Source organism: Streptomyces griseobrunneus, assembly GCF_046713465.1.
GTDB classification, from domain to species: domain Bacteria; phylum Actinomycetota; class Actinomycetes; order Streptomycetales; family Streptomycetaceae; genus Streptomyces; species Streptomyces microflavus.
Genome location: NZ_CP177080.1, coordinates 2,981,824 through 3,002,232 on the forward strand (window position 1 = coordinate 2,981,824; position 20,409 = coordinate 3,002,232).

At 66.5% G+C, this 20,409-nt stretch carries 25 protein-coding genes, 1 pseudogene and 1 riboswitch; of the genes and pseudogenes, 6 read left to right on the top strand and 20 right to left on the bottom strand.

Annotated features, from left to right (window positions below):
- Nucleotides 1-144 precede the first annotated feature (144 nt).
- Nucleotides 145-311: riboswitch (cyclic di-AMP (ydaO/yuaA leader) on the top strand.
- The 3 genes from ACK8N7_RS13115 to ACK8N7_RS13125 all read left to right on the top strand — a co-directional run bounded on the left by ACK8N7_RS13115 (nt 310) and on the right by ACK8N7_RS13125 (nt 3,774).
- Nucleotides 310-1,518 (top strand): C40 family peptidase, encoded by a 1,209-nt coding sequence (locus ACK8N7_RS13115; RefSeq protein WP_500442391.1) that lies wholly within the window; start codon nt 310-312, stop codon nt 1,516-1,518. (Overlaps the previous riboswitch by 2 nt.)
- Before the next feature lie 353 nt (nt 1,519-1,871).
- Nucleotides 1,872-2,972, top strand: coding sequence for a C40 family peptidase (locus ACK8N7_RS13120; protein ID WP_500442393.1), 1,101 nt, complete (start codon nt 1,872-1,874; stop codon nt 2,970-2,972).
- A gap of 40 nt (nt 2,973-3,012) precedes the next feature.
- Entirely contained in the window at nt 3,013-3,774 is a 762-nt protein-coding gene (locus ACK8N7_RS13125; protein ID WP_500442395.1) for a GNAT family N-acetyltransferase, read from the top strand.
- A gap of 40 nt (nt 3,775-3,814) precedes the next feature.
- Here the strand turns inward: ACK8N7_RS13125 and ACK8N7_RS13130 are convergent, their stop codons facing one another.
- Nucleotides 3,815-4,510, bottom strand: coding sequence for a LuxR C-terminal-related transcriptional regulator (locus tag ACK8N7_RS13130; protein WP_015610817.1), 696 nt, complete (start codon nt 4,508-4,510; stop codon nt 3,815-3,817).
- Nucleotides 4,507-5,802, bottom strand: coding sequence for a PspC domain-containing protein (locus ACK8N7_RS13135; protein ID WP_403216193.1), 1,296 nt, complete (start codon nt 5,800-5,802; stop codon nt 4,507-4,509). The genes ACK8N7_RS13130 and ACK8N7_RS13135 overlap by 4 nt, the downstream gene beginning before the upstream one ends.
- Nucleotides 5,803-6,018: 216 nt before the next feature.
- Here ACK8N7_RS13135 and ACK8N7_RS13140 point away from each other — a divergent pair, with 216 nt between their 5' ends.
- Together ACK8N7_RS13140 and ACK8N7_RS13145 are read left to right on the top strand one after the other, a co-directional pair.
- Nucleotides 6,019-7,368: a PspC domain-containing protein gene (locus ACK8N7_RS13140; RefSeq protein ID WP_500442397.1), complete on the top strand. Its 1,350-nt coding sequence runs from the start codon at nt 6,019-6,021 to the stop codon at nt 7,366-7,368.
- A complete protein-coding gene (locus ACK8N7_RS13145; protein WP_078657430.1) occupies nt 7,355-7,618 on the top strand; it encodes a hypothetical protein in 264 nt (87 codons plus the stop codon). Before ACK8N7_RS13140 ends, ACK8N7_RS13145 begins: the two co-directional genes overlap by 14 nt.
- Here ACK8N7_RS13145 and ACK8N7_RS13150 read toward each other — a convergent pair.
- The 3 genes and pseudogenes from ACK8N7_RS13150 to ACK8N7_RS13160 form a co-directional block, all read right to left on the bottom strand.
- Nucleotides 7,525-8,034, bottom strand: a complete 510-nt coding sequence (locus ACK8N7_RS13150; protein ID WP_403216363.1) for a DoxX family protein — start codon at nt 8,032-8,034, stop codon at nt 7,525-7,527. The genes ACK8N7_RS13145 and ACK8N7_RS13150 overlap by 94 nt on opposite strands.
- Before the next feature lie 123 nt (nt 8,035-8,157).
- On the bottom strand, nt 8,158-9,426 hold the full coding sequence (locus ACK8N7_RS13155; RefSeq protein WP_403216189.1) for a hypothetical protein: 1,269 nt from the start codon (nt 9,424-9,426) through the stop codon (nt 8,158-8,160).
- Between the two features lie 113 nt (nt 9,427-9,539).
- Nucleotides 9,540-9,869: pseudogene (locus ACK8N7_RS13160) on the bottom strand (class II aldolase/adducin family protein); the annotation flags it as partial.
- Between the two features lie 197 nt (nt 9,870-10,066).
- Here ACK8N7_RS13160 and ACK8N7_RS13165 point away from each other — a divergent pair.
- Nucleotides 10,067-11,521, top strand: coding sequence for a recombinase family protein (locus tag ACK8N7_RS13165; RefSeq protein ID WP_500442400.1), 1,455 nt, complete (start codon nt 10,067-10,069; stop codon nt 11,519-11,521).
- A 103-nt stretch (nt 11,522-11,624) separates the two neighbouring features.
- On the opposite strand, the gene ACK8N7_RS13170 is transcribed toward ACK8N7_RS13165, so the two are convergent.
- The 15 genes from ACK8N7_RS13170 to ACK8N7_RS13240 form a co-directional block, all read right to left on the bottom strand.
- Nucleotides 11,625-12,092, bottom strand: a complete 468-nt coding sequence (locus ACK8N7_RS13170; protein ID WP_500442402.1) for a cytidine/deoxycytidylate deaminase family protein — start codon at nt 12,090-12,092, stop codon at nt 11,625-11,627.
- Nucleotides 12,080-12,343, bottom strand: a complete 264-nt coding sequence (locus tag ACK8N7_RS13175) for a hypothetical protein (protein WP_500442404.1) — start codon at nt 12,341-12,343, stop codon at nt 12,080-12,082. Before ACK8N7_RS13175 ends, ACK8N7_RS13170 begins: the two co-directional genes overlap by 13 nt.
- A gap of 78 nt (nt 12,344-12,421) precedes the next feature.
- Entirely contained in the window at nt 12,422-12,685 is a 264-nt protein-coding gene (locus ACK8N7_RS13180) for a hypothetical protein (protein WP_500442406.1), read from the bottom strand.
- A gap of 9 nt (nt 12,686-12,694) precedes the next feature.
- Complete coding sequence (locus ACK8N7_RS13185) at nt 12,695-14,527, bottom strand: DNA polymerase (protein WP_500442408.1); 1,833 nt, start codon at nt 14,525-14,527, stop codon at nt 12,695-12,697.
- A 216-nt stretch (nt 14,528-14,743) separates the two neighbouring features.
- Nucleotides 14,744-15,199 carry a hypothetical protein gene (locus ACK8N7_RS13190; RefSeq protein WP_500442410.1) on the bottom strand — a complete coding sequence of 152 codons (456 nt, stop codon included), beginning with the start codon at nt 15,197-15,199 and terminating at the stop codon, nt 14,744-14,746.
- Between the two features lie 95 nt (nt 15,200-15,294).
- Nucleotides 15,295-15,843, bottom strand: a complete 549-nt coding sequence (locus ACK8N7_RS13195) for a hypothetical protein (RefSeq protein WP_500442412.1) — start codon at nt 15,841-15,843, stop codon at nt 15,295-15,297.
- Nucleotides 15,836-16,654, bottom strand: coding sequence for a metallophosphoesterase (locus ACK8N7_RS13200; RefSeq protein WP_500442414.1), 819 nt, complete (start codon nt 16,652-16,654; stop codon nt 15,836-15,838). Before ACK8N7_RS13200 ends, ACK8N7_RS13195 begins: the two co-directional genes overlap by 8 nt.
- The gene (locus tag ACK8N7_RS13205; protein WP_500442416.1) at nt 16,651-17,061 is read right to left on the bottom strand and encodes a hypothetical protein; all 411 of its coding nucleotides are present in this window, start codon (nt 17,059-17,061) and stop codon (nt 16,651-16,653) included. The genes ACK8N7_RS13200 and ACK8N7_RS13205 overlap by 4 nt, the downstream gene beginning before the upstream one ends.
- On the bottom strand, nt 17,054-17,398 hold the full coding sequence (locus ACK8N7_RS13210) for a DUF3310 domain-containing protein (RefSeq protein WP_500442418.1): 345 nt from the start codon (nt 17,396-17,398) through the stop codon (nt 17,054-17,056). The genes ACK8N7_RS13205 and ACK8N7_RS13210 overlap by 8 nt, the downstream gene beginning before the upstream one ends.
- 59 nt (nt 17,399-17,457) lie before the next feature.
- The gene (locus ACK8N7_RS13215) at nt 17,458-17,886 is read right to left on the bottom strand and encodes a toprim domain-containing protein (RefSeq protein WP_500442420.1); all 429 of its coding nucleotides are present in this window, start codon (nt 17,884-17,886) and stop codon (nt 17,458-17,460) included.
- Nucleotides 17,887-17,983: 97 nt separating this feature from the next.
- Nucleotides 17,984-18,379: a CHC2 zinc finger domain-containing protein gene (locus ACK8N7_RS13220; protein ID WP_500442422.1), complete on the bottom strand. Its 396-nt coding sequence runs from the start codon at nt 18,377-18,379 to the stop codon at nt 17,984-17,986.
- A gap of 135 nt (nt 18,380-18,514) precedes the next feature.
- A complete protein-coding gene (locus ACK8N7_RS13225) occupies nt 18,515-18,826 on the bottom strand; it encodes a hypothetical protein (RefSeq protein ID WP_500442424.1) in 312 nt (103 codons plus the stop codon).
- Entirely contained in the window at nt 18,816-19,253 is a 438-nt protein-coding gene (locus tag ACK8N7_RS13230) for an endonuclease VII domain-containing protein (RefSeq protein WP_500442426.1), read from the bottom strand. Before ACK8N7_RS13230 ends, ACK8N7_RS13225 begins: the two co-directional genes overlap by 11 nt.
- Nucleotides 19,254-19,601, bottom strand: a complete 348-nt coding sequence (locus ACK8N7_RS13235; RefSeq protein WP_500442428.1) for a hypothetical protein — start codon at nt 19,599-19,601, stop codon at nt 19,254-19,256.
- Nucleotides 19,602-19,647: 46 nt separating this feature from the next.
- Nucleotides 19,648-20,397 (bottom strand): AAA family ATPase, encoded by a 750-nt coding sequence (locus tag ACK8N7_RS13240; protein ID WP_500442430.1) that lies wholly within the window; start codon nt 20,395-20,397, stop codon nt 19,648-19,650.
- Nucleotides 20,398-20,409: the final 12 nt, after the last annotated feature.

Here is a 20,409-nt window from a genome sequence, read left to right on the forward strand (position 1 = left end):
TCGGAGGGGGTACGGGGCCTCCGATCCCAAAAGGTCACGAAAATGTATCGGGCATATCGCTCATCCTCCTTCCCAGCGGCACCAAGGGTTGGCTAGCGTGCTCGGTCAGGTGATCCGTATCTCCCTGAGGCGAACCACGTCTCACGGTCACCTCTGCCGAATCCGTGCTGCCCTACCGGCAGTTCGGAACCGGGGACCCACACGCAGCACCGGGGTGAATCGGTCCGTACCCTCGCATCCGGACCGTAGGACAGCCTTCCGTTCCGTCCGAACCCGACAGCTAACCCGGTAGGCGGTCCACGGAAGGAGATGCCGGTCTTGGCATCGCATCGCAAGCCGCGCACGAAGGTGCGCACCACCACCCCCGCCGTCGGGTTCACGACGGCCGCGCTGGCCTCTGTGACCCTGCTCTCCACGCAGAGCGCGACGGCCGCCCCCGCGGAGCCGAAGCCGGCCATGGAGGAGGTCCAGAAGAAGGTGGACGAGCTCTACCGGCAGGCAGGCAGCGCGACCCAGCAGTACAACCGCGCGAAGTCCGCCTCCACGGCCCAGCGCACCAAGGTCGACACGCTGCTCTCCGATGTGGCGAAGCGGACCGAGAAGATCAACGAGGCTCGCCGGGAGCTGGGGGCCTACGCGGCCGAGCAGTACCGCACCGGCGGCATCGCGCCCACGGCGACCTTCTTCCTGGCGGACGACCCGCAGGCGTACTTCGACCAGAGCCGGATGATGAGCCGGTCGACCGAACGGCAGCAGAAGGCCGTCGACGACTTCCGTACGCAGCAGGCCGCGGCGTCGAAGAAGCGCGCGGAGGCCGTGCAGAGCCTGGAGAAGCTCACCGGGACGCAGACCGCGCTCCGCTCCAGCAAGCAGAACGTGCAGACCAAGCTCACCGAGGCCCGGTCCCTGCTCGCCAGGCTGACCGCCGAGGAGAAGGCACGTCTGGCGGAGCTGGAGCGCAAGAAGGAGGCCGAGGCCAAGGAGAAGGCGGAGAAGCTGGCCCGCCGCCAGGCCGCCGAGGCCAAGGAGCGCGAGGAGGCCGAGAAGAAGGCGCGCGAGGAGGCCGCGAAGGGACCGGGCGGCGACAGCGGTTCCGGTTCCGGCAGCGGTACGGGGACGAGCCCGGGAACCGGCACGGGTACGGGGACCGGGGCGGGCGGCAGCTACGCCGCCAAGGCCGAGAAGGTGCTGGCCTTCGCCCGCGCCCAGATCGGGAAGCCGTACGTGTGGGGGGCCTCGGGCCCGTCCTCGTACGACTGCTCCGGGCTGACGCAGGCGGCGTGGCGGGAGGCGGGCGTGCCCCTGCCCCGGACCACCTGGGACCAGGTCGAGGTCGGCACCCGGGTCGCCACCTCCGACCTTCAGCCGGGGGACCTGGTCTTCTTCTACGACGACATCAGCCACGTCGGCATCTACAAGGGCGACGGGATGATGATCCACGCCCCGAAGCCGGGGGCGAACGTCCGCGAGGAGTCGATCTACTACATGCCGATCTACGGCAGCGTGCGCCCGGCGTAGCAGGGCCGGAGGCCGGGGGCGGCCCGCCGGAGACCGCCCCCGAGAGGTCCCGCCGGAGGACCCTGCGGTGGCCCCCGAAGAGGTTCATGGCTCCGGAGCCCAGCCATGGCCAGAACATCGCCGAGCAGTGAGGCAAGTCTTTCTCGGGCCCTTCGCCGGAACTGGGCACCGCGCGCCCGAACCTGCCGGAATGATCAATTCCGGCTCCGCATCTCCGGTCATCCGGCGGCGGCGAAACGTCACATCCGGGCAATAGCTGTCATGGCGAACCTTTTCCGTGCGCCCGGATTAGCGTCCCTGGCGGGCCTGTCGGTATCCCCCGGCGGGCAGCCGACAGGAAGGATGCCGCCTCCGTGGCCGCGCACCGGAAATCCGCTCACCGGAAACCCAAGCAGCGCCCGTTCACCGGCCCTGCTGCCCGCACCGCCGCCACCCTGGCGCTCGCCGGGGCCGCCACCGCCACCTCGGCCACCGGGGCCGGCGCCGCACCCGCCGAGCCCGCTCCCACCGCCGCCCAGGTCCGCGCGAAGGTCGACCGGCTGTACCACGACGCCGAGGTCGCGACGGAGAAGTACAACGGGGCGAAGGAGAAGGAAGCCGCCGCCACCAAGGCCGTCGACACCCTGGCCGACGAGGCCGCCCGCCGCACCGACCGCCTCAACACCGCCCGCCACACGCTCGGCTCGATGGCCACCGCCCAGTACCGCACCGGCGCCCTCGACCCCGCCGTACAGCTGGCGCTCTCCTCGGACCCCGACACCTACCTGGAGCGCGCCGCCCAGCTCGACCGGGCGGGCGACCGGCAGGCAAGCCTGCTCACCGGCATCCGGCGCCAGCTCTCCGGCATCGCCCGGGTCAAGGCCCGCGCCGACCGGGAGACCGAGACGCTCGCCGCCCGCCGGGCCGAGCTGCAGGAGCACCGCACCGCGATCACCACCAAGCTGGCCGACGCCCGCAAGCTCCTGGCCACCCTCACCGCCGACGAACGCGCCGCCTACGAACGCTCGGCCGACGCCGCCCACGGCGGCGGCCCGGCAGCCCCCGCCGACCGCGCCGCCAACCACGCCGACCGCTCCACCGCCCGGGCCTCGGCCGCCGCCCCCAACGCCCGGGCGGGGCGGGCCGTCGCCTTCGCCCACGGGGCGATCGGCAAGCCGTACGTCTGGGGCGCCACCGGCCCCAACGCCTTCGACTGCTCCGGCCTGACCCAGGCGGCCTGGCAGGCGGCGGGCGTCAGCCTGCCCCGCACCACCTACACCCAGATCAACGCGGGCCAACGGGTCTCCCGCTCCGAACTGGCCCCCGGCGACCTGGTGTTCTTCTACTCCGGGATCAGCCACGTCGGCCTCTACATCGGCGGCGGCCAGATGATCCACGCCCCGCGCCCGGGGGCCCCGGTCCGCATCGCGCCCGTCGATCAAATGCCTTTCGCCGGGGCGACCCGGGTGGCATAGTCCCCGTCGCCGGATCCCCTCCCGTCGAAGGAACTCCCGTATGACGATGGCGAACGCCGTCCAGGACTACGCCCGCACGCTCACACTGCGGTCCCCCGCCCACTACCGGGTGGGCCCGTTCACCGTCCGGCACAACCCGGGCTGGGAGCTGAAGTACGCCAACTACGCCATCCCCGACCGGGATGCGGAACCGACGGCGGACAACGTGGCCGCCCTGGTCGAGGCGTTCCGGGCGCGGGAGCGGCTGCCGCGCCTGGAGTTCCTGCCCGCCTGGGCCCCGGCCGTCGAACCGGCCCTGCTGGCCGCCGGTTTCAGCGTGGAGAACCGGGCCCCGCTGCTCGCCTGCGGCCGCGACGACCTCCGTACGCCGAACCCGGTCAAGGGCCTGCACATCACCGTGCCCGCCACCGAAGCGGAATTCACCGACACCGCCCGCGTCCAGCACCAGGGCTTCGGCGGCGAGGGCGAACCCGAGCCGGGCATGACCGACTGGCTGCGCGCGGCGACCGCCGGTGACGGAGTGGCCGCACTGGCGGTCCTCGACGGCGCCCCGGCCGGAGCGGGCGGCTGCTCCGTCCCGGTCGACGGCCTCAGCGAACTGGCCGGCCTCGCCGTCGCCGCCCCCTTCCGCCGCCGGGGCGTCGGCGCCGCGCTCACCGCATGGCTGACGGAACGGGCCCTCGACCAGGGCTGCCGGACCGTCTGGCTGGAGCCCGGCGACCCCGATGTCGAGCGGATCTACGCGAGCGTCGGCTACCGCCGGATCGGCGAGAAGCTCAACATCTCGCTGGAGCCCGCGTAGCCCCATCCGGAGCCGGCCCAGCTCGTCCGGCTCTTCCCGCTCAGACCAGCCGCCGCGCCGTCGCCCACCGGGTCAGCTCGTGCCGGTTGGAGAGCTGGAGCTTGCGCAGCACCGCCGAGACGTGCGACTCGACCGTCTTCACCGAGATGAACAGCTGCTTGGCGATCTCCTTGTACGCGTACCCGCGGGCGATCAGCCGCAGCACCTCACGCTCGCGCTGGGTGAGGCGGTCCATGTCCTCATCCACCGGCGGGGCGTCCGTGGAGGCGAAGGCGTCCAGGACGAAGCCGGCCAGACGGGGGGAGAAGACCGCGTCGCCCTCCTGGACCCGGAAGACCGAGTCGACCAGGTCGGTGCCGGTGATCGTCTTGGTGACATAGCCGCGGGCACCGCCCCGGATCACGCCGATGACGTCCTCGGCGGCGTCCGAGACGGAGAGCGCGAGGAAGCGGACCGGGTTGTCCGCCGCGCCCATCAGCGGGGCGCAGCGGCGCAGCACCTCGACGCCGCCGCCGCCCGGGAGGTGGACGTCGAGGAGGACGACCTCGGGGCGGGTCGCCGTGATGACGGTGACCGCCTGGTCTACGTCGGCGGCCTCGCCGACCACTTCGACGCCGGTCTCCTCGGTGCGGCCGATCTCGGCCTGCACCCCGGTACGGAACATCCGGTGGTCGTCGACGAGCACGACCCGTACCCGCCGCTCCGGGCCCCCGGTGGCTTCGGTGTTCTCGGTCATTCGCTCGCCCTCTCCATCTCCAGCTCGACCTCGGTGCCCCCGCCGGGCACCGAACGCAACCGGGCGCTGCCGCCGTTGCGCTGCATCCGGCCGATGATTGATTCTCGTACGCCCATCCGGTCGGCGGGAACCCCGTCCAGGTCGAACCCCGGACCCCGGTCCCGTACGGAGACGAAGACCGTACGGCCCTCGACCTCCGCGAAGACCTGCACGGCACCGCCCTCGCCACCGTACTTGGCGGCGTTGACCATCGCCTCGCGCGCTGCCTGCATCTGTGCGCCCAGCTTGTCGTCGAGGGGGCAGTCGCCGACGACGACGACCTCCAGGGGGACTCCGTGCTTGTCCTCCACCTCGGCGGCGGCCCGCTTCACGGCCTCGGCCAGGGTCGCCGGCTCGTCGTCCTCGTCCTTGCCGGTGCCCTCGGGGTTGTAGAGCCAGTTCCGCAGCTCGCGCTCCTGGGCGCGGGCCAGGCGTCTGACCTCGCCGCCGTCGTCCGCGTTGCGCTGGATGAGGGTGAGGGTGTGCAGCACGGAGTCGTGGACGTGGGCGGCGACCTCGGCGCGCTCCTGGGCGCGGATGCGCATCAGGCGCTCCTCGGAGAGGTCCTGGGTCATCCGTACCAGGTAGGGGCCGGCGAGCAGGGCGATGCCGGTGAGGACGGCGATGGCGGCGGTCAGGACGTTGCCGAGCTGGGCGGCCGAGCCGCGCACCACCATGAAGACGGCGAGCCCGAGGCCCACCAGGGCGACCCCGGCGAGGGCGCGTGCCAGTTGCAGCAGCCGGCGGCGGCGGCCGACCTCCATCCAGCGGGCGCGCCGCGCGTTGTCCGCCTGACGCCAGACGAGGACGGAGCCCGCGCCGATGAGGAGCGTCGGCCAGATGTAGCGGTCGGCCTCACTGCCCATGTCGACGTTGGCGACGAAGACGCCGGCCCCGACGAGCAGGGCGACGAGGGCGAAGACCTGGCCCGGGTCCGGCTTGCGGAGCCTGCGCCGCCCGTCCGCCGCGGTCTCGAACACCGAGCGGGGGGCGTGCGCGCCGCCGACGCCGCCGACCCCGAGAGGGACGACGATCCAGAACACCGCGTACAGCAGGGCGCCCAGGCCGTCGCTGAGGAAGAGCCCGAGGAAGACGAACCGGACCCAGGCGACCGGCAGTCCGAGGTGTCCGGCGAGCCCGCGCGCGACGCCGCCCAGCATCCGCCCGTCGGCGCTGCGGTACAGCTTGCGCGGCTGCGGCTCCTCCGGGTCGGAGGCGAGAGAGCTGGCGGCTCGGGCGGTGGCGGCGGGCATACCCCGATCGTCACACGCGGCGAGGTCGGGAGGCATCAGGGTAGTCCCCCTGATCGACCCTGAGGGCTCCCGCCGCCCGACCCTGATGCCGGCCCCGCCCCCCGGGGCCCCCGCACCCCTGAGAGCCGCCCCCTGCGGGAAGCCCGGCGCAAAATCAGGGACCGGCCAGGGTCGGCGCGGGTCCCGCCGGGCGGTGCGGGCCGTCACCATGGAGGCATGACCGCTCCTTCGGACGCCGCTCCCGGCGTCGCGCCCCCCGACGCACCCAAACCGCAGCTGCGGCGCAGCCCGCGGCAGAAGGTGGTGGCCGGGGTCTGCGGCGGACTCGGCCGGTACTGCGACGTGGACCCGGTGATCTTCCGGATCGTGCTCGGGGTCCTCTCGGTGACAGGCGGGATCGGCCTGATCTTCTACGGCTTCGCCTGGCTCCTGCTGCCCCTGGAGGGCGAGGAGGAGAACGAGGCGCGCCGGCTGCTGTCGGGCCGGGTCGACGGGGCGTCGCTGGTGGCCCTGCTGCTGGCGCTGATCGGCTGCGGGCTCTTCCTTTCGATGCTGGGCAACCGGGGGATGCTGGCGTTCGCCGCGCTGCTGTCGGTGGCCGTCGTCGGCTGCTCGGTGTGGACGCAGTCCCGCAGGACGGCGGCGGAGGAGGACCCGGCGGCCCCAGGGGGCGCCCCCGCTGCCGCCCCCGCCCACCCGCACACCGGCGGCCTAGGTACGCCGCCGCCGGAGGTGAAGGCGCCTCCGACGCCGGGCGGCCCGTCGTGGTGGCGGGACCCGATCGTCAAGGACGGCACGACGGGGCCGGTCGGCTCCGGCTATCTGTGGGGACCCGCGGACACCGATGTGGACGCGGCGCAGGCGAAGGCGCGGGCCGGGCGGCCCAGCCCGGACGCCCCGTTCCGGCCGCCGGCTCCGGCGGCCGCCGCGCCGGGACCGCGCTCGATCGGCGGGCTCGTGTTCCTGACCGCGCTGGTGGCGGGCGGTCTGGGCACCGGCCTGAGCTGGGAGCAGCAGCCGCTGGGCACGGCGCTGCAGATCGGGCTGGTCGCCGCGCTCGCGGTGTTCGGGCTCGGCCTGCTGGTCTCCTCGGTGCTGGGGCGGACCGGTTTCGGCACGGTGCTGATGGCGATGGTCACGGCGGTGCTGCTGGCGGGCGCGACGATGCTGCCGAAGGAGATCGGCACGGAGTGGGCCCGTCAGGAGTGGCGCCCGGCCGAGGTCTCCGCCGTCCAGCAGCGGTACGAGCTGGGCACCGGCGACGCCCGGCTGGACCTGTCCGGGGTGACGGTTCCCCGGGGCGAGAGCGTGCGCACCCGGCTGGAGGTCGGGGCGGGGCGGGCGGCCGTCGTCGTCCCGAAGGGGGTGACGGTGAAGGTGCGGGCCGAGGCCGGTCTCGGGGAGATCCGGCTGGAGGAGGGGCAGCGGGCCCAGGTCAGGATCAACAGCGACCAGAGCTCGGAACGTACGCTTCCGCCGCCCAGGGGCAGCAAGCCGGCCGGGACGATCGAGCTGGAAGTGGGAGTCGGAGTCGGACAGGTGGAGGTCAGCCGTGCTGCGTCATGAGTTCCGGCCCGGACGGGCGGTGGCGGGTCTGGCGATGCTGGGCCTGGCCGGTGGGTACGCGGCCGATGCGGCGGGGGCGTGGGAGGTCCCGTGGACCTTCTTCCTCCCGGTGTTCCTCGGCGGCCTGTGGCTGGCCGCCACGGCGACCTGGGCCGCCTACATGCTCCGGCGTCGCCGTGACGCGAGGAAGGCGTCGGCGGAGAAGACGGCAGCGCCCGCGAGTACCAGTGGCAGCCACGCCATCAAGTAGGGCAGGTCGTTGCCGTAGTAGTACGGGGTCGCCTGCCAGCTCACGGTCAGCCAGAGGCTCAGGGAGATGAGCGCCCCGCCGAGCGCGGCGAGGCGTGCCCAGAGCCCCACGAGGGTGCCGAGGCCGACGAGGAGTTCGCCGATGGCGATGGCGTAACCGAACCCTTCGGGGTTCTTGAGGGCCAGGTCGACGAGGGCGGGGATCGCGGAGGAGTCGCGGACCCCGCGCATCATCTCGCCGATGGAGCCGGGGCCGGTGGCGGAGAGGAATCCGCTGTCCGTCAGCTTGTCGAGCCCCGCGTAGACGAAGGTGACGCCGAGGAAGATCCGCAGCGGCAGCAGAGCGTACTCCCGCGCCTGTTCGCGCAGCCCTCTCGGCTCGCTCAGACCGTACGAACCGCCGCCGTAACCGTTCATCACCACTGCCCCGCTTCCCGAAGACCCGTCACATGACCATACGTACGCCTCTCAGGCGGCGCTCACCAGGGCTGCGAACCAATCGGAGGAAGAAAGAAGCGAGAAGAACAGGGAGGCCGTCCGTCAGTCCGTCACATCGATGGAACAGCGGTCGGTCTCCACCCCGGCGGCGGTGACGACCTGGACGTCCACCGTGCCGGGCTCGACCTCGACCGGCACCGGCACGGTGAGCACGGTGTCGGTCGGGTTGGCGAAGCCTCCGGCGACCGGGATCAGCGGTACGTGGACATGGACCGTGCCGATCCGTACGACGAGCCGGGCCAGCCGGTCGGGGCTGCCCGCGCCGGGCGGTACGAAGCCCGCGCCCCGGATCTCGATGTCGTCGCCGGTCCGGATCGGGGCGTCCAGGTCCCCGGCCTCCCGGGCCCGCACCACGGACAGCACGACGGGACGGCCGCCCTCCGCGTACTTCCCGGCGAAGTAGGTCGCCGCCGAGACGGCCACCAGCAGGGCGAGGCCCCACGGCAGGTCGGGCAGCTGCTCGGGACGGCGGGCCAGACGGACCCCGGCGAACAGCACGGCGACGGCGCTGACCAGCACGTACTGCACATCGGTGAACGAGCCGCGCCCCGAGTCGTCGGTCAGCAGATCAGCGGCACGCGGCCGGTCCGCCCGCAGCTTCTGGAGCCGCCGGCCCAGCACCCGTACGGTCACCACGCGGCGCACGACGACGGCGACCGCGCACACCAGCGCCAGCACGGTCAGCACCCCGGCGGACCGCACGAGGTCGAGCCCCTCGATCAGCGCATCGCGCTTCCGGTGATCCGAGGCGCCCGCCAGCTGAAGGGCGAGAACAAGGACGGCGAAGACGGCGAGCAGGACCCAGGCGGCGGCGACGGTCCTGGAGGTGGAGAGCCGGTTGTCCTCACCGATCAGCGGGGCGAGGAGGCCGCCGCGGGCGCGGTGGAAGCGGGCGGCGACGGTCAGGAGGGCGGCGGTGACGAGCGCGGCGAGGAGACCGGCGGTGCGGGCGGTGGTCCAGCCGGCCCCGATCGCGGTGACGCTGGCGCCGACGAGCAGGGCGACGACCGCACCCCAGACGGCGAACAGGGTGCCCCGCCACACGTGGTGGAGCCAGACGTCCCCGGCGGCCCGGCCCCGTTCGGCGACGGTGCGGGCGGACTCGGTCAGCTCGTCGGAGACCCACTGCCGGGACGCGGACGCGGACTGGGCGACCCCGGCGGGCAGGCCGTTGCCGGCGGCCAGTTCGTCCCGCTTGGCCAGGAATGCGGCGACCGCGCGCCGGTGTCCCTCGCGTGCTCCGTGCGGGCAGTCGCCGCACGTACAGCCTCCGCCGTGCGTACCGCTCGCCCTTGCCTCGTCCAACGCCACGGAGATTTACACCCTTTCCCACCCCGGTACAGCCAACTCACCTGTGATACCAGCGAATTGTGCCGTACGGGACGGCCACCCCCCGCATCGGGGCGGACCACGGGCGGATACCGTCAGAACGTTCGACTGATCCGCTGCCACAGGGGCTGGTAGTTGATCCACGCCACCAGGTCGCTGCCGAGCTGGTCACGGGTGGTGACGGCGTCCCGGTGGTCGATCAGGACGGGCTTCCCCGCTCCCCGCGCCAGCAGCTGCACCTGGCAGGCGCGCTCCATCGTGAGGAACCACCAGGCCGCCGCGTCCACCGAATCCCCCACAGTCAGCAGCCCGTGGTTGCGCAGGATGACCGCCTTGCGCTCCCCGAGCGCCTCGGCGATCCGGCGCCCCTCCTCCTCGTCCACGACCACACCCGTGTACGCGTCGTACAGCGCATGTACGACATACTCCCTAAGTAGCACAAGCTCACAGGTACTTGGAGGGGAACATGGCTGGTCAGTCAAGTTGGGACCTGCACCCGGACTTGGTTGCAGCGTTGGATGCTGGGGCGACGTTCGAGAGCTGGCTAGGGGACCGCACGCCGGTAGCCGCCTACGCCCGGATCACGTCTGACCGCGCACGGAACGGTCAGGAAGCTGTGGGGGTGGGCAGGCAGCACCAGAACCACATTGATCCGGCTGCATCGGCGCTGGGCTGGGCCGTGGTCGCGCGGTACACGGACAATCACCTGACCGCAGCCGATCCCGACATTATCCGCCCTGCTTTTCAGAATTTGGTGCGGGATCTCAGAGCGAGACAAACCGCTAACGGGTATCGCATTGTGGGACTCATTGCGGTTGAAGATGAGCGGGTCTATCGACTGCCGGAGGATTACCTCCGGCTGTACCGCGCACTGACAGTTGATGATGCGGGCTGCCTGTACTACACGGACAAGAAGCACCTAGTAGACGTTCATGCAGAATCCGAGCAAACGCGTGGTCTGGTTATGTCCTCCGTGGGGGAGGGAGAAGTTCGACGTGTTAAGCGGAGAATTACCCGAAACTCTAAGGACAGGGCGCTAGAGGGGAAGGTTCACGGAAGCAGCCTTCGGCGCTTTGGCTGGAACGCCACGGTGAAAGACTCCCGTGGAAACGTGATCAAGTCCGCCAACGAAACCCTTGACCCAAAGGAATCGTCAATTCTGCGAAGGCTGATCGATATGCGCCTTAAGGGCAAGGGTTGGAACAACCTTGCCGTCTGGCTCATTGAAAACAGCGTGGCCACTGTACGCGGGGGCAAGTGGACCGGCCAGGGCGTAAAGGTCATGCTTGTCAATCCAGCCATGTTCGGCGGGAGAATGATCAATGGGGAACTACTTTGCGATGAGGAGGGCAACCCGGTTATTGGGCAGTGGGAGACTCTGGCGACATATGAAGAATGGCTAAAGCTCTACCTGTCCGCCTATCCGACCCGAGACCCCAGGAACGCCGAGACAAAGAAGAAGGGTGCCAAGAGGGCCCGTAAGCATCTTGCCAGCACAATTACCCGTTGCGGCTGGATCAAAGAGGGGGGTGACGAAATGTGTCTTCATGGGATGGTGGGGAGGCCTCCCCATGGGGCCCATAAGTGGGGCAACTACGTTTGCAATGCGGCCGACTGCCGCAAGGTCAGCCGCAGAATGGACAAGATTGATGCCGTTGTAGCAGGCGTAGTCACAAAGGTGCTAGAGCGCCAATTTGCCGCAATCGCTCCTGAGTCTCGCCCCTGGCATGGGGAGGAAACCCTTAAGAGTCTCCAGAAGCGCAAGGCTGATCTTATGGGTGCATATAAGTCCGGCGCCGTGGACATCGGTGAGTATATTGAAATGCGGGATGGGCTTGATGTTCAGATCACCGCGTGCCGAGTCGACAGGGACGAATATTACGAGCAGCAAGCAGCCAAGAACTTCCTTGCCGGATTCACCAGAGAGCGCTGGGGGGAATTCGACCTGCACCAGAGGGTAAAAGCAGTGGAGACCGTCCTACAGGCGGTGATTATTCACCCTATACCTGTAGGACGGTCTCGAAGGGCCCCATTCGACCCTGATCTAATTCAATTGGTCTTCAGGGAAACCAACTAGCCGAGAAGTTCCCGAATAGCCTGAATCTGCCTCTCACCCAATTGGGGGGCAGATTCTGCCTTTTCCTCTATCCATTTTTCCAGCTCTGCATCAGCATCTTGGCTCAGCGCTTTGCACCCCAATCCAGAACCTTGGCCTCTGTGCCGGTCTCAGTCCGCCACACCACCCGGAAGACGCGTGCCTCGCGGAGTCGTTGGAGACACCGGTAGCCGGGTGCGCGGGTTACATAGACCGTGCCGCCTTCCAGGTCCGCCCTGCGGGCCCGGATCACCAGGCGCTCGGCGGCCTGGAGGGCTGTGCAGTCTGCGTGATCCGGTCGGCCGTGGGTCACACTGCTGTCGAGTCGCCCACGGGGGCACCAGGCCTCTTCCAGGCACCCGGGCACGCCACGGGTCGGCCCGTTGTAGCCGCCCGCGCAGAGGTTCTTGTGGCGGTCCAGGAGGACGGCCCCGACTTGGGATCGGGAACAGTCGGCCATCTGGGAGACGGCGACGGCAACACCGAGGGCCCAGTCGTCTGTACGCGGCCGTCTCCCCTCTTGCACGGCCGGTACGGGCACTAGCTGCCGCACATGAGCCGAAGGGCCTCACGGAGACCCGTAATACGGGACTGGAGCTGACTCGCCGTTGCGTAGTGCCCCCGGTCGGCTCGTTCCTTGGCTCGGGCTTCCAGCTCCTCGACCCGTCCCTCAATCCGGGCTCGCAGGCCGGTGTCAGCTATGGACACTGCCACGGTGATGGCGTCCTGGGGGACGCCCATCAGGTCTATGGTCCTGACTCCGTCGTAGTCGCGGAGGATCTTCGGGAACAGGCTGGGATTCATGACGGCTCTCCTTCGGGTTCTCAGGGGTTCGGTGTAGCGCCAGGCGGTTGCTATTCGCAGCCCATAGCCGCAGCTTCCTTAGTCGGTGCTGTCTTCAGCGGCGGGGCTGGAACCGTCCTCGACAACGGCATACGGGATGTCCATGACGGATGCCCAGAAATCCGTTGCCATTTCCTGTGCAAGGCCAGCCGGCACACCGGACGCAACCGCGTCTGTGTAAACGAGACCGGTGACGCGGGCAGACGCCACCGCGTGCTTCCCCTTGCGTTCCAGCGCCTTCGCGTTCAGCTCCTCTTCGAAATCGCTGAACAGGTCTTCGAACGTTGTCTCTTCTGCTGCCAAAACGCTCTCCTAGTGTTTGCTGTCTTCCAGTTCCAGGACGCTTCCCCAGGACTGGAGGCCGATCTCCCCTTCGGCGGGGACGAGAAGGCCCATGAATATCATTTCCATGATTCGGGCCGCACGTTCCGTTAGCTCTGCGGCACGCTCCTCCGGGAAGGAAAATACAATCTCGTCGTGAATCGGCAAGCGCATCCATTGCGTGAATCCGGCTTTGTCGAGTTCCAGGATGGCCCTTGCCGTGATGTCCCTCGCACTGCTCTGGATGAAGTAGTTGAGGGCGGCATATGGCCGGGACCGGTCCACGGGAAGCCGTCGTCCGGTCGCGGTGTAGATGTAGCCGGTTCGCCGGGCTTCCTTTTGGAGCTTGTCAGCAAATTTGGCTACGCCGAGGTAGGTGTTCCAAAAGGCGGATACGGCCTTCTTCGCGTCGGCCTCGGGCACCCCGTATTGTTCGGAAACTGCCCTCCAACCGCCGCCGAAGCAGACGGTAAAGTTCGTTCCCTTTCCGGCTGGCCGCTTCGGGTGCTTCTCCATCCCTTCGGGCATTGGACCAAAGGCCGCAATAGCCGTCAGGTTGTGTAGATCCGCGCCTTCAAGGAAGGCCTGCAACATGATGGGGTCGCGGGAGGCCGCAGCCAGCACGCGGAGTTCCATATTTGCGTAGTCGATGCTTACGGTTACATGTCCCTCATCGGCAAGGAACATATTCCGCACATAGCCCGAGCCGGCCGGGTATGTCTGCGCCGCAATGGTGCCTGAAATCGACATCCGGGCTGTCCTCGCCCGGCAACTATTTATGCTTGCATGTACCCGGTTCTCCCAGTCCCTTCCTTCGAGGGCTTTGATGAACCAGGTCTTCCGCCATTTGCCCGCACGCTTCGCCTTAATTACTGCATCAGCGGCGGGATGATCGATGGACGACAGGACATCGTCGTCAACCGAGAGGTTTCCCTTCTTGGTCTTCTTGGTGAAGGAGAACCCGAGACCCTTGAACACTTCGATGAGTTGCGCCGTGGAATTGACGTTCTCAATTCCATGGACCTGCGCTACCTGTTCCCACTGCCTTTGCTCTGCCAGCAGCTCCGCACAGCACTGCTCGGCGTACCTGACGTCAAGCAAATAGCCGGTTCGCTCCATTTTGGCAACGACGTGGGCTAGGCGATTTTCCCATTGCATGAGCCCGGCTGCTTTTGTGCGTCCCGGGACAAGTGGGTACAGGATGAAGAACAGTCGGTAGGCAAGTACAGGGTCCATTCCGGCGTAGAGCAGGAACTCTTCATCGAACAGTTCAACCGTGGACCAAATATCCTCCTTCTTGACCTTGTATCGTTTGGCTATCTCGGTCATTGAGCCCTTGACCTCGTCGGCCGTGCGGGCATCAATGTACTTCTTTACGCACTCTTCTAGCTTCCCGCCTGCCCCGCCCTCTTTCGCTTCTCTCGGGTCAACGAGGTGGGCAAGCTTCTGGGTGCACCAGACTTTCGGCGCTAGTTCCTCCATCGGAATGCCTAGGCATTCTTCAGCAACGTGAAGGTCGAACGTTGCGTTATGCGCGATGAGGTATTCGGCATCCCGGAGGGCTTCCGCTACAGCATCAGCGAAAACGGGGCCGTGTTCTACAGGTACGATCCACGATTCTTTACTGTTGCCGAATTGTGCGAGTCTCAGGCGGAAGGGCCCGTTGTTGCGGGCCTCCCACCACGACAGTCCGGTGGTTTCTGTGTCGAACCCTAGGACCGGATTACTGTTGATGAAGTCGCGGAACTGATCGAGGTCGTCAGCGGTCTCCGCGACTCGGATATGGACTGGCTGTCCCCTGATCCGGTATCGGAGATTCTTCATGTACTCCTAGGCGCTAGCTATGCGGGATCAGCGCCACCGGGTCCAGATGTAGTCAGCAAGGGCGACGATTGTGTACCCGCAGGCTCCGCCGATCAGGGCGTGAGCCGCGTAGTTCAGTACGTCCATAAAGGGACCTCTTTCGGTGTGGCGACGAAAAGGGAATGGCGGAACGGGGGCGGGGCCGGCTGGGGCTCGGCCCCGCCCCTGGAATACCGGCTACTTGGCCTTGAACGTGCCGTCGTTCTGCCGCCAAAGGGGCTCGCACTGGCCCGACTTGTCGGGTGCCTGGCAGAACATGGCGGCCCACGCGCCCTTGTCGACGAGCTTTCGGCCGTGGGGGCAGTCGTCGCCAGAAGGGGCACCTGCGGACGCAGAGCCACCGCCGCCCTTGGTGACGACTCGGCCGTACTCGAACTTCTTCGGGGCCGCGTCCCCGGTCATGGGCTTGTGGGATTCGCGCATCTTGACTGATGCGCTGCTGACTACGTCGATGACCCCGTTGTCCGCTAGAGCCTTGACGAGTTCGAGAACCCGCTTCGCGACTTCCTCGCCGGTCGACCCATATACGCGAGGGGTGAGCCATGCGGCATCAAAGCCGGCTGCCGCCTTGAGGGTGATGCCAATCATGAACGGATTAGGTGCAGCAACATTGGTCGGGGTGTCAACGGGCATAGGCGTGCTCTCCTCTTTTGCGGTCTCGCCCCAGGGGGACGGGCCGTCGAACGGATTGGGGAAACTCAAACTGGCTCCCTTCGGTTGGGTGGAAATCAGGTCTTGCGGGTGTCCCGGTTCATCTGCCGGGCTAGCGCGTCCAGGGCCCTGTGTGCTGCGCGACGCTCGGTGTCGTTCTCGGGTGGTAGGCCTTCGATATACCGGCGGTGGATCAGCGCTCTCTGCCGCTGGGGAAGACGTGGAAGGGATACAGCTGCATCCAGTCGGGCGGAAATCAGGTTGTCCGTGACGCGGCACCCTAGAAGGTCGTCGCCGCGCCCCATCATCTGTCCTAGTTCGTCGTCACTGAGAAAGAAGCTCTCGATCGCGATACGAACTTCGTCCGGCGTGTAGTAATACCGTCCGTCTGTTACGTCCCGTGCATCGCGTTCACGGGACGCGTATTGCGTTCCCGCCTTCTTGAAGATGCTCCAGATCATCATCTCGTCGCCGTAGTGGCGCTCAATGACGGGGCGATTCTCGTAAGCATGCTTGAGAATTTCCTGCTTGACATCGTCCTTCTCTACGATCGCCCAGCTGGAGGAGATAGAGGCGGCTGCCCGGTCTGCGAGATTGCTGAGGTAACCCCAGTCAAGATCAACCATGGACCACCTTCTTAGTGAAACGTCCGCCCTTTCCTCGGGCAGACTTTCCGTAGGTGACGCCCTCCACGATGAAAGAGCCGTCCCGGGCGATATCGACGGGAACGGGAGCCACGTGGGACTTTCCGACGTAGAGGATTCCGAATCCGGATTGCCAATTGGCGACGCCCCCGGACCCCAGATAGCTTGCCTTGGCTGGGTGCATCAGGTTGCCGACTTCGAACCCCCAGCGAACCGTACGGTTTCCTCCCTCGTAGCCCATTCCGCCGCGCATGACTCCGAGCCGGTGTGTGTGGCCCATGACGACATTGACGGCTGCCTTCGTGGCGTGCTGGAAGGCGGTCCTTCCGGCCACCTGGGAAAGTCCCTTGATCTCGTGCCCGTGCATGAGGACGGTGTCCGGACCCACCTTGTGAAAGGGGGGCACAAGGTCAATACCGAAACCATCGAAATCCAGAAGCTTGGAAAAGTGGAAATCGTCGGCGTACTCACCGAGAGCCGGCGACTGGCCCGCAAGGTACGTTCGGGGCCGGAGGTCGTGGTTCCCTTCCAGAACTCCGAAGGGCCCGGAGTAGCGACTTCGTAGCGGTTCCCAGAAAACCCGCTTCGTCGTCTCCGAATCCTTCTTCACCGCCTGCCGGTATTCGTGCCGAGTACCGACCGACCAACGCGACGGAGTGTCGTAGTCGTTGAGGTCACCAATCTGGAATGCGGCATCGGGCTGATAGTCCCCGATGAAGTCGAGGACGTTTCTCAGGTACTTGGGGTGGTGGTAGGGAATCTGTGTGTCTGAGACGACAACGATCCGCTTCAAATGCCCTCCCCCACGCTGCGGGCGTAAGCCTCGCCCCAGGTCTGCCCGCTGTCCTGAACGTGCTGGACCTGGCCGAGAGCTTCAACGGTCCGGTCCGACAGGGGCAGGCCGAGGGCGGCCACGGCCTGATAGGCGTCGTGCCCCTCCAGCTCCGTGAGGCGGTCCAGGGACAGCCCGAGGCGGTTGAGCACCTGGCCGACGAGGCACCCCGGGGAGACGGGGTCACCCGTCAGGTCGTCGGTGTGCACGTAGAAACAGGAGCTGGGATCGTCGGCAAGCTGATGCTCAGGGGCTTCGTAGATCCGGTCCGGGTTCGCGGCCACCACGTCCTTGAGGGTCTTCATGACCTTCTCGTCCGTGATGGAGGCCGGGTCAACTTGCGTGGCGTTCGCCGGGGCGTCAGACACTCCTTGTCTCCTCCTTGAGTCGCTGGATTTCTCGGGTGACGTACCAGAGCGCTTTTTCGAGATCCTGGATCTCTGGAGCCGACTTCTTCCGGCCGGCTCGGTAGAGGTACTTGATCGCGTTGCCCCGGTTGAAGTTGAGGGTTTCGGTGATGTCGATGACCTCTACGCCATTGGGGAGCTTGTAGTGGCCCGGCTCGTTCACAGGGTCGGGAAGGGATTCCGCCGGTCGCATCTCCGAGGCCAGGAACCTGCGGAGAAGGCCGCTACTGAGACGCACTCCGTACGGGAAGGGCTCGGAAAAGTCGATGTCGGAGATCGTGCCGGTACTTCCGGCCATTGCGTGCTTCGGGAAACGGACTGGCGCGGTTATGACCACGCGAGTGCCCCTCTTGTACGTCAGAGCTTCAACCTCTCCTTGAGTCCTCGCGTGCCCTCCGCGAGGAAGATTTGATTGCTGTCCATGTCGTCCTTCATCCGCATGACTCGGCCGTTCGGCATTTTGGACGCCAGGTCATCCATAAAGTTCTCTCCGGGGTCGTCCTCTGCCAGGAGATAGACCGTGCCGTAACCACGGAAGGCGTGATGCCAGTAATTACGCCAGGACCCTGTTCCGGGAACGCCCGCAGCGGGTACCCCGATCAGGTCCCATGTCATCGTGTCGAATTCGCCCTCGACGAGGACAACGAAGGGACTCGGCCTAATGAGCGCGGTGGTATTGAACAGACGGGGCGGATCGCCGCCCAGCGTCATGTACTTCCCGCCCTTATGGTCGTGCCGCTCTTTCTCCCCCAGTTGGAAGTAATAGCGGCCCTCGGGTGACTTCACGCAAGCGTCTGCGATACAGCGGAATCGGACAGTGGCGACGCCGTGGGCGCCACCGGCCGGACGCATGTACGGGATGGCCAGGTAGCCCGCGTATTTATCATGACCAGGTAGAGCCGAACGGACGTATCCCAGTCCGAATCTTCCGGCTACTTCTCCGAGGCCCCGGGCCACTACGTAGGACTCCGCCGGGCTCCCCGGGTACATCTCGTGGTAGGCCCTCGCCGCCTCCACGGAACCGCTGATGTGCAAATTCTTTGGCTTCAAGGAAGCCACAGTTCAGCTCCCTCATGACAATCGCGTAGGAATCTTCTGACAGGTTGCAAACGAAGCAGGACCACCGGCCGAACTCGCAGTTAACCGATGCGCTCGGTGACGAGTCAGCGTGGAGGGGGCAACAGAATTTCTGCCACCCCCTCCGCTCCGCGTTTACCTGCACCCCGTAGAAGAACTTGAGGGCGTCTGCAACCGATGGCTTAGGCTCGCGCTCGCTCATCTGCCTGTCTCGGCTTTTCCGGCTCGGCCTGACGGATCTCTACTGGGAACTCGTACTTCCGGAATGCGTCGAGCCATGTCTTTCGGCTCCCCCGGTATTCGCGGCTGCTCGTCGAGTGACGAGCTTCCTCTCTCACTAGAAGGAGTAGAGATTCCGCGGGGCGGTCTTCGGCTTCCCCTTGTCACCGAAGCCGGCTCGGAAACTGATTCCGCCCTCCAGGCGCTCATAGGCGTGGTGGACGCCGCCCCCGAGGTTGCTGTAGCCCTTCACGCCCGCATTGACGAGGGCCGTGTACATCTCTTCCGTGTAGCGGCGGTAGGAGCCCTCACGGCTACCGGAGACCTTCACGAAGATGGCCGTCAGCACTTCTGCGGCTTCCTTGGAAATCGTCAGCGTGACGGTCTCCTCAACTCGGGTCTGCTTGGTCAGCTCGGCCTTAATCGTCATGGTGATCCTTCGCGTTGGTGTATCGAGGTCCGAGGACTTTCCAGGCCGGATAGTCCTCTAGGTAGTCAGCAGCCCGGCGCAGTACGTCAGGGCGGTCTCTAGACCCCCGTGCTAGAAGCTGCCCATTGCACCGGGCGCAGAGGAGGCCGCGCACGGCCTCCGTCTTGTGGCAGTGATCCACGGCCAGGTTGGTGCGCCGCTTTTCGCGGCAGATAGCACAACGGCCACCCTGGTAAGCGAGGAGCCGTTCGTAGTCCTCGACTGATAGCCCATAGGTGGCCTGTAGATGTGTGCTTCGGGATGCTGCTCGGCGTTTCGCCTTGCGGCAGGTCCCGCAGATTCTTCCCCGTGTGGACACAAAGAAGCGCTCGGCACGATTCTTACCACACCGAGCGCATTCCCTGTATCCGGTTCTAGGTTTGGGCATTTACCCCTCTCGGCGCTCCTTGGTCTCCTGGATGAGCAAGGACCGGAGTTCTGCCATCTCTTCGACGTTGAGCCAGAGAGTGAGCATGTCGAGCGAGGTTATGAGCTTTTCGCCTCGGCAGGTTACTACGGCCGTCTTGATGCCGCCCTTTGCCGCACCGAGGATGACCTTCGACAGAGAGGAGAGGCGGAGGCCTCGGGCGGCAGGAATCTCGATGATGATGGCGGCGCTTTCGAGCTGTGTCTCATTGAAGCTGACACTGGGGAACCGGTCGGGAAGTTCCCAGCCGAATACGCGCGTCGCGGTGAATCCGCCTCGGTGAATGCGCTCCTGCGTTGCCTGGATCATGATCCGCCCCTCACTCCTGCTGTCGTCTGTCTACGTCGTTCTCGCGCTAAGCCGCGTAAGCCATAAGGTCATCCCCGATCTCCTCCAATCTGAGATTGCTGCGGTTCAGCCGGTAGCTCACGAATGTCTCTCCTGACGAGTCCTCGAATCCCTCTCTGTTCTTCACAGGGGAGATATTCAAGATCCGGCTGTCCATTCCGTCAATCTCCTTGTGCAGGGTAACCACCAGGGCCGGAACTCTGGCGATCTTCCCTTTCACCCCACTCAACGGAATAGGCTTCAGCCCGTCGGAATGCTCACCGGTCGTGTGGTGAAGCCCTAGCACATGCGCCCCGGTTTCTCGGGCCATGTCCGAAAGGTATTCACACAGGCTTTCCAGCCCGAAGCTATAGCTTTCGGCGTCGCCCGCCCCACCGGTATCAACGTTGGTCACGTTGTCTACCACGAGAAGATGCGGAAAGCATCCGAAGATTTCCAGGTAGCACAGCAGCGTAGATTCGATCTCGTCCGGCGAGGGCCGCGCGGAAAAGTTGAACCGGACCCACCACCGGTCTCCCAACGCCTTTTCGTAGTCTCCGAAGGCGTCGTCCAGCAGTGCGTTCTTTACGGTCTTGACGTCGGTGCCCGTGATCATGGATGTACAGCGGGCTACCTGCGTGGCTGCCGTGGAGTCTGCGGAGAAATACAGGACAGGGATGTTGCCGTGCATCGCCAGGAAAGCCGCGAAGAGACTTTTCCCGGTGCCGGGGCCGGCTACCGCTAGGGACAGCTCCCCGCGCCTGAAATCAACTTCCATCCTTTGGAGTGC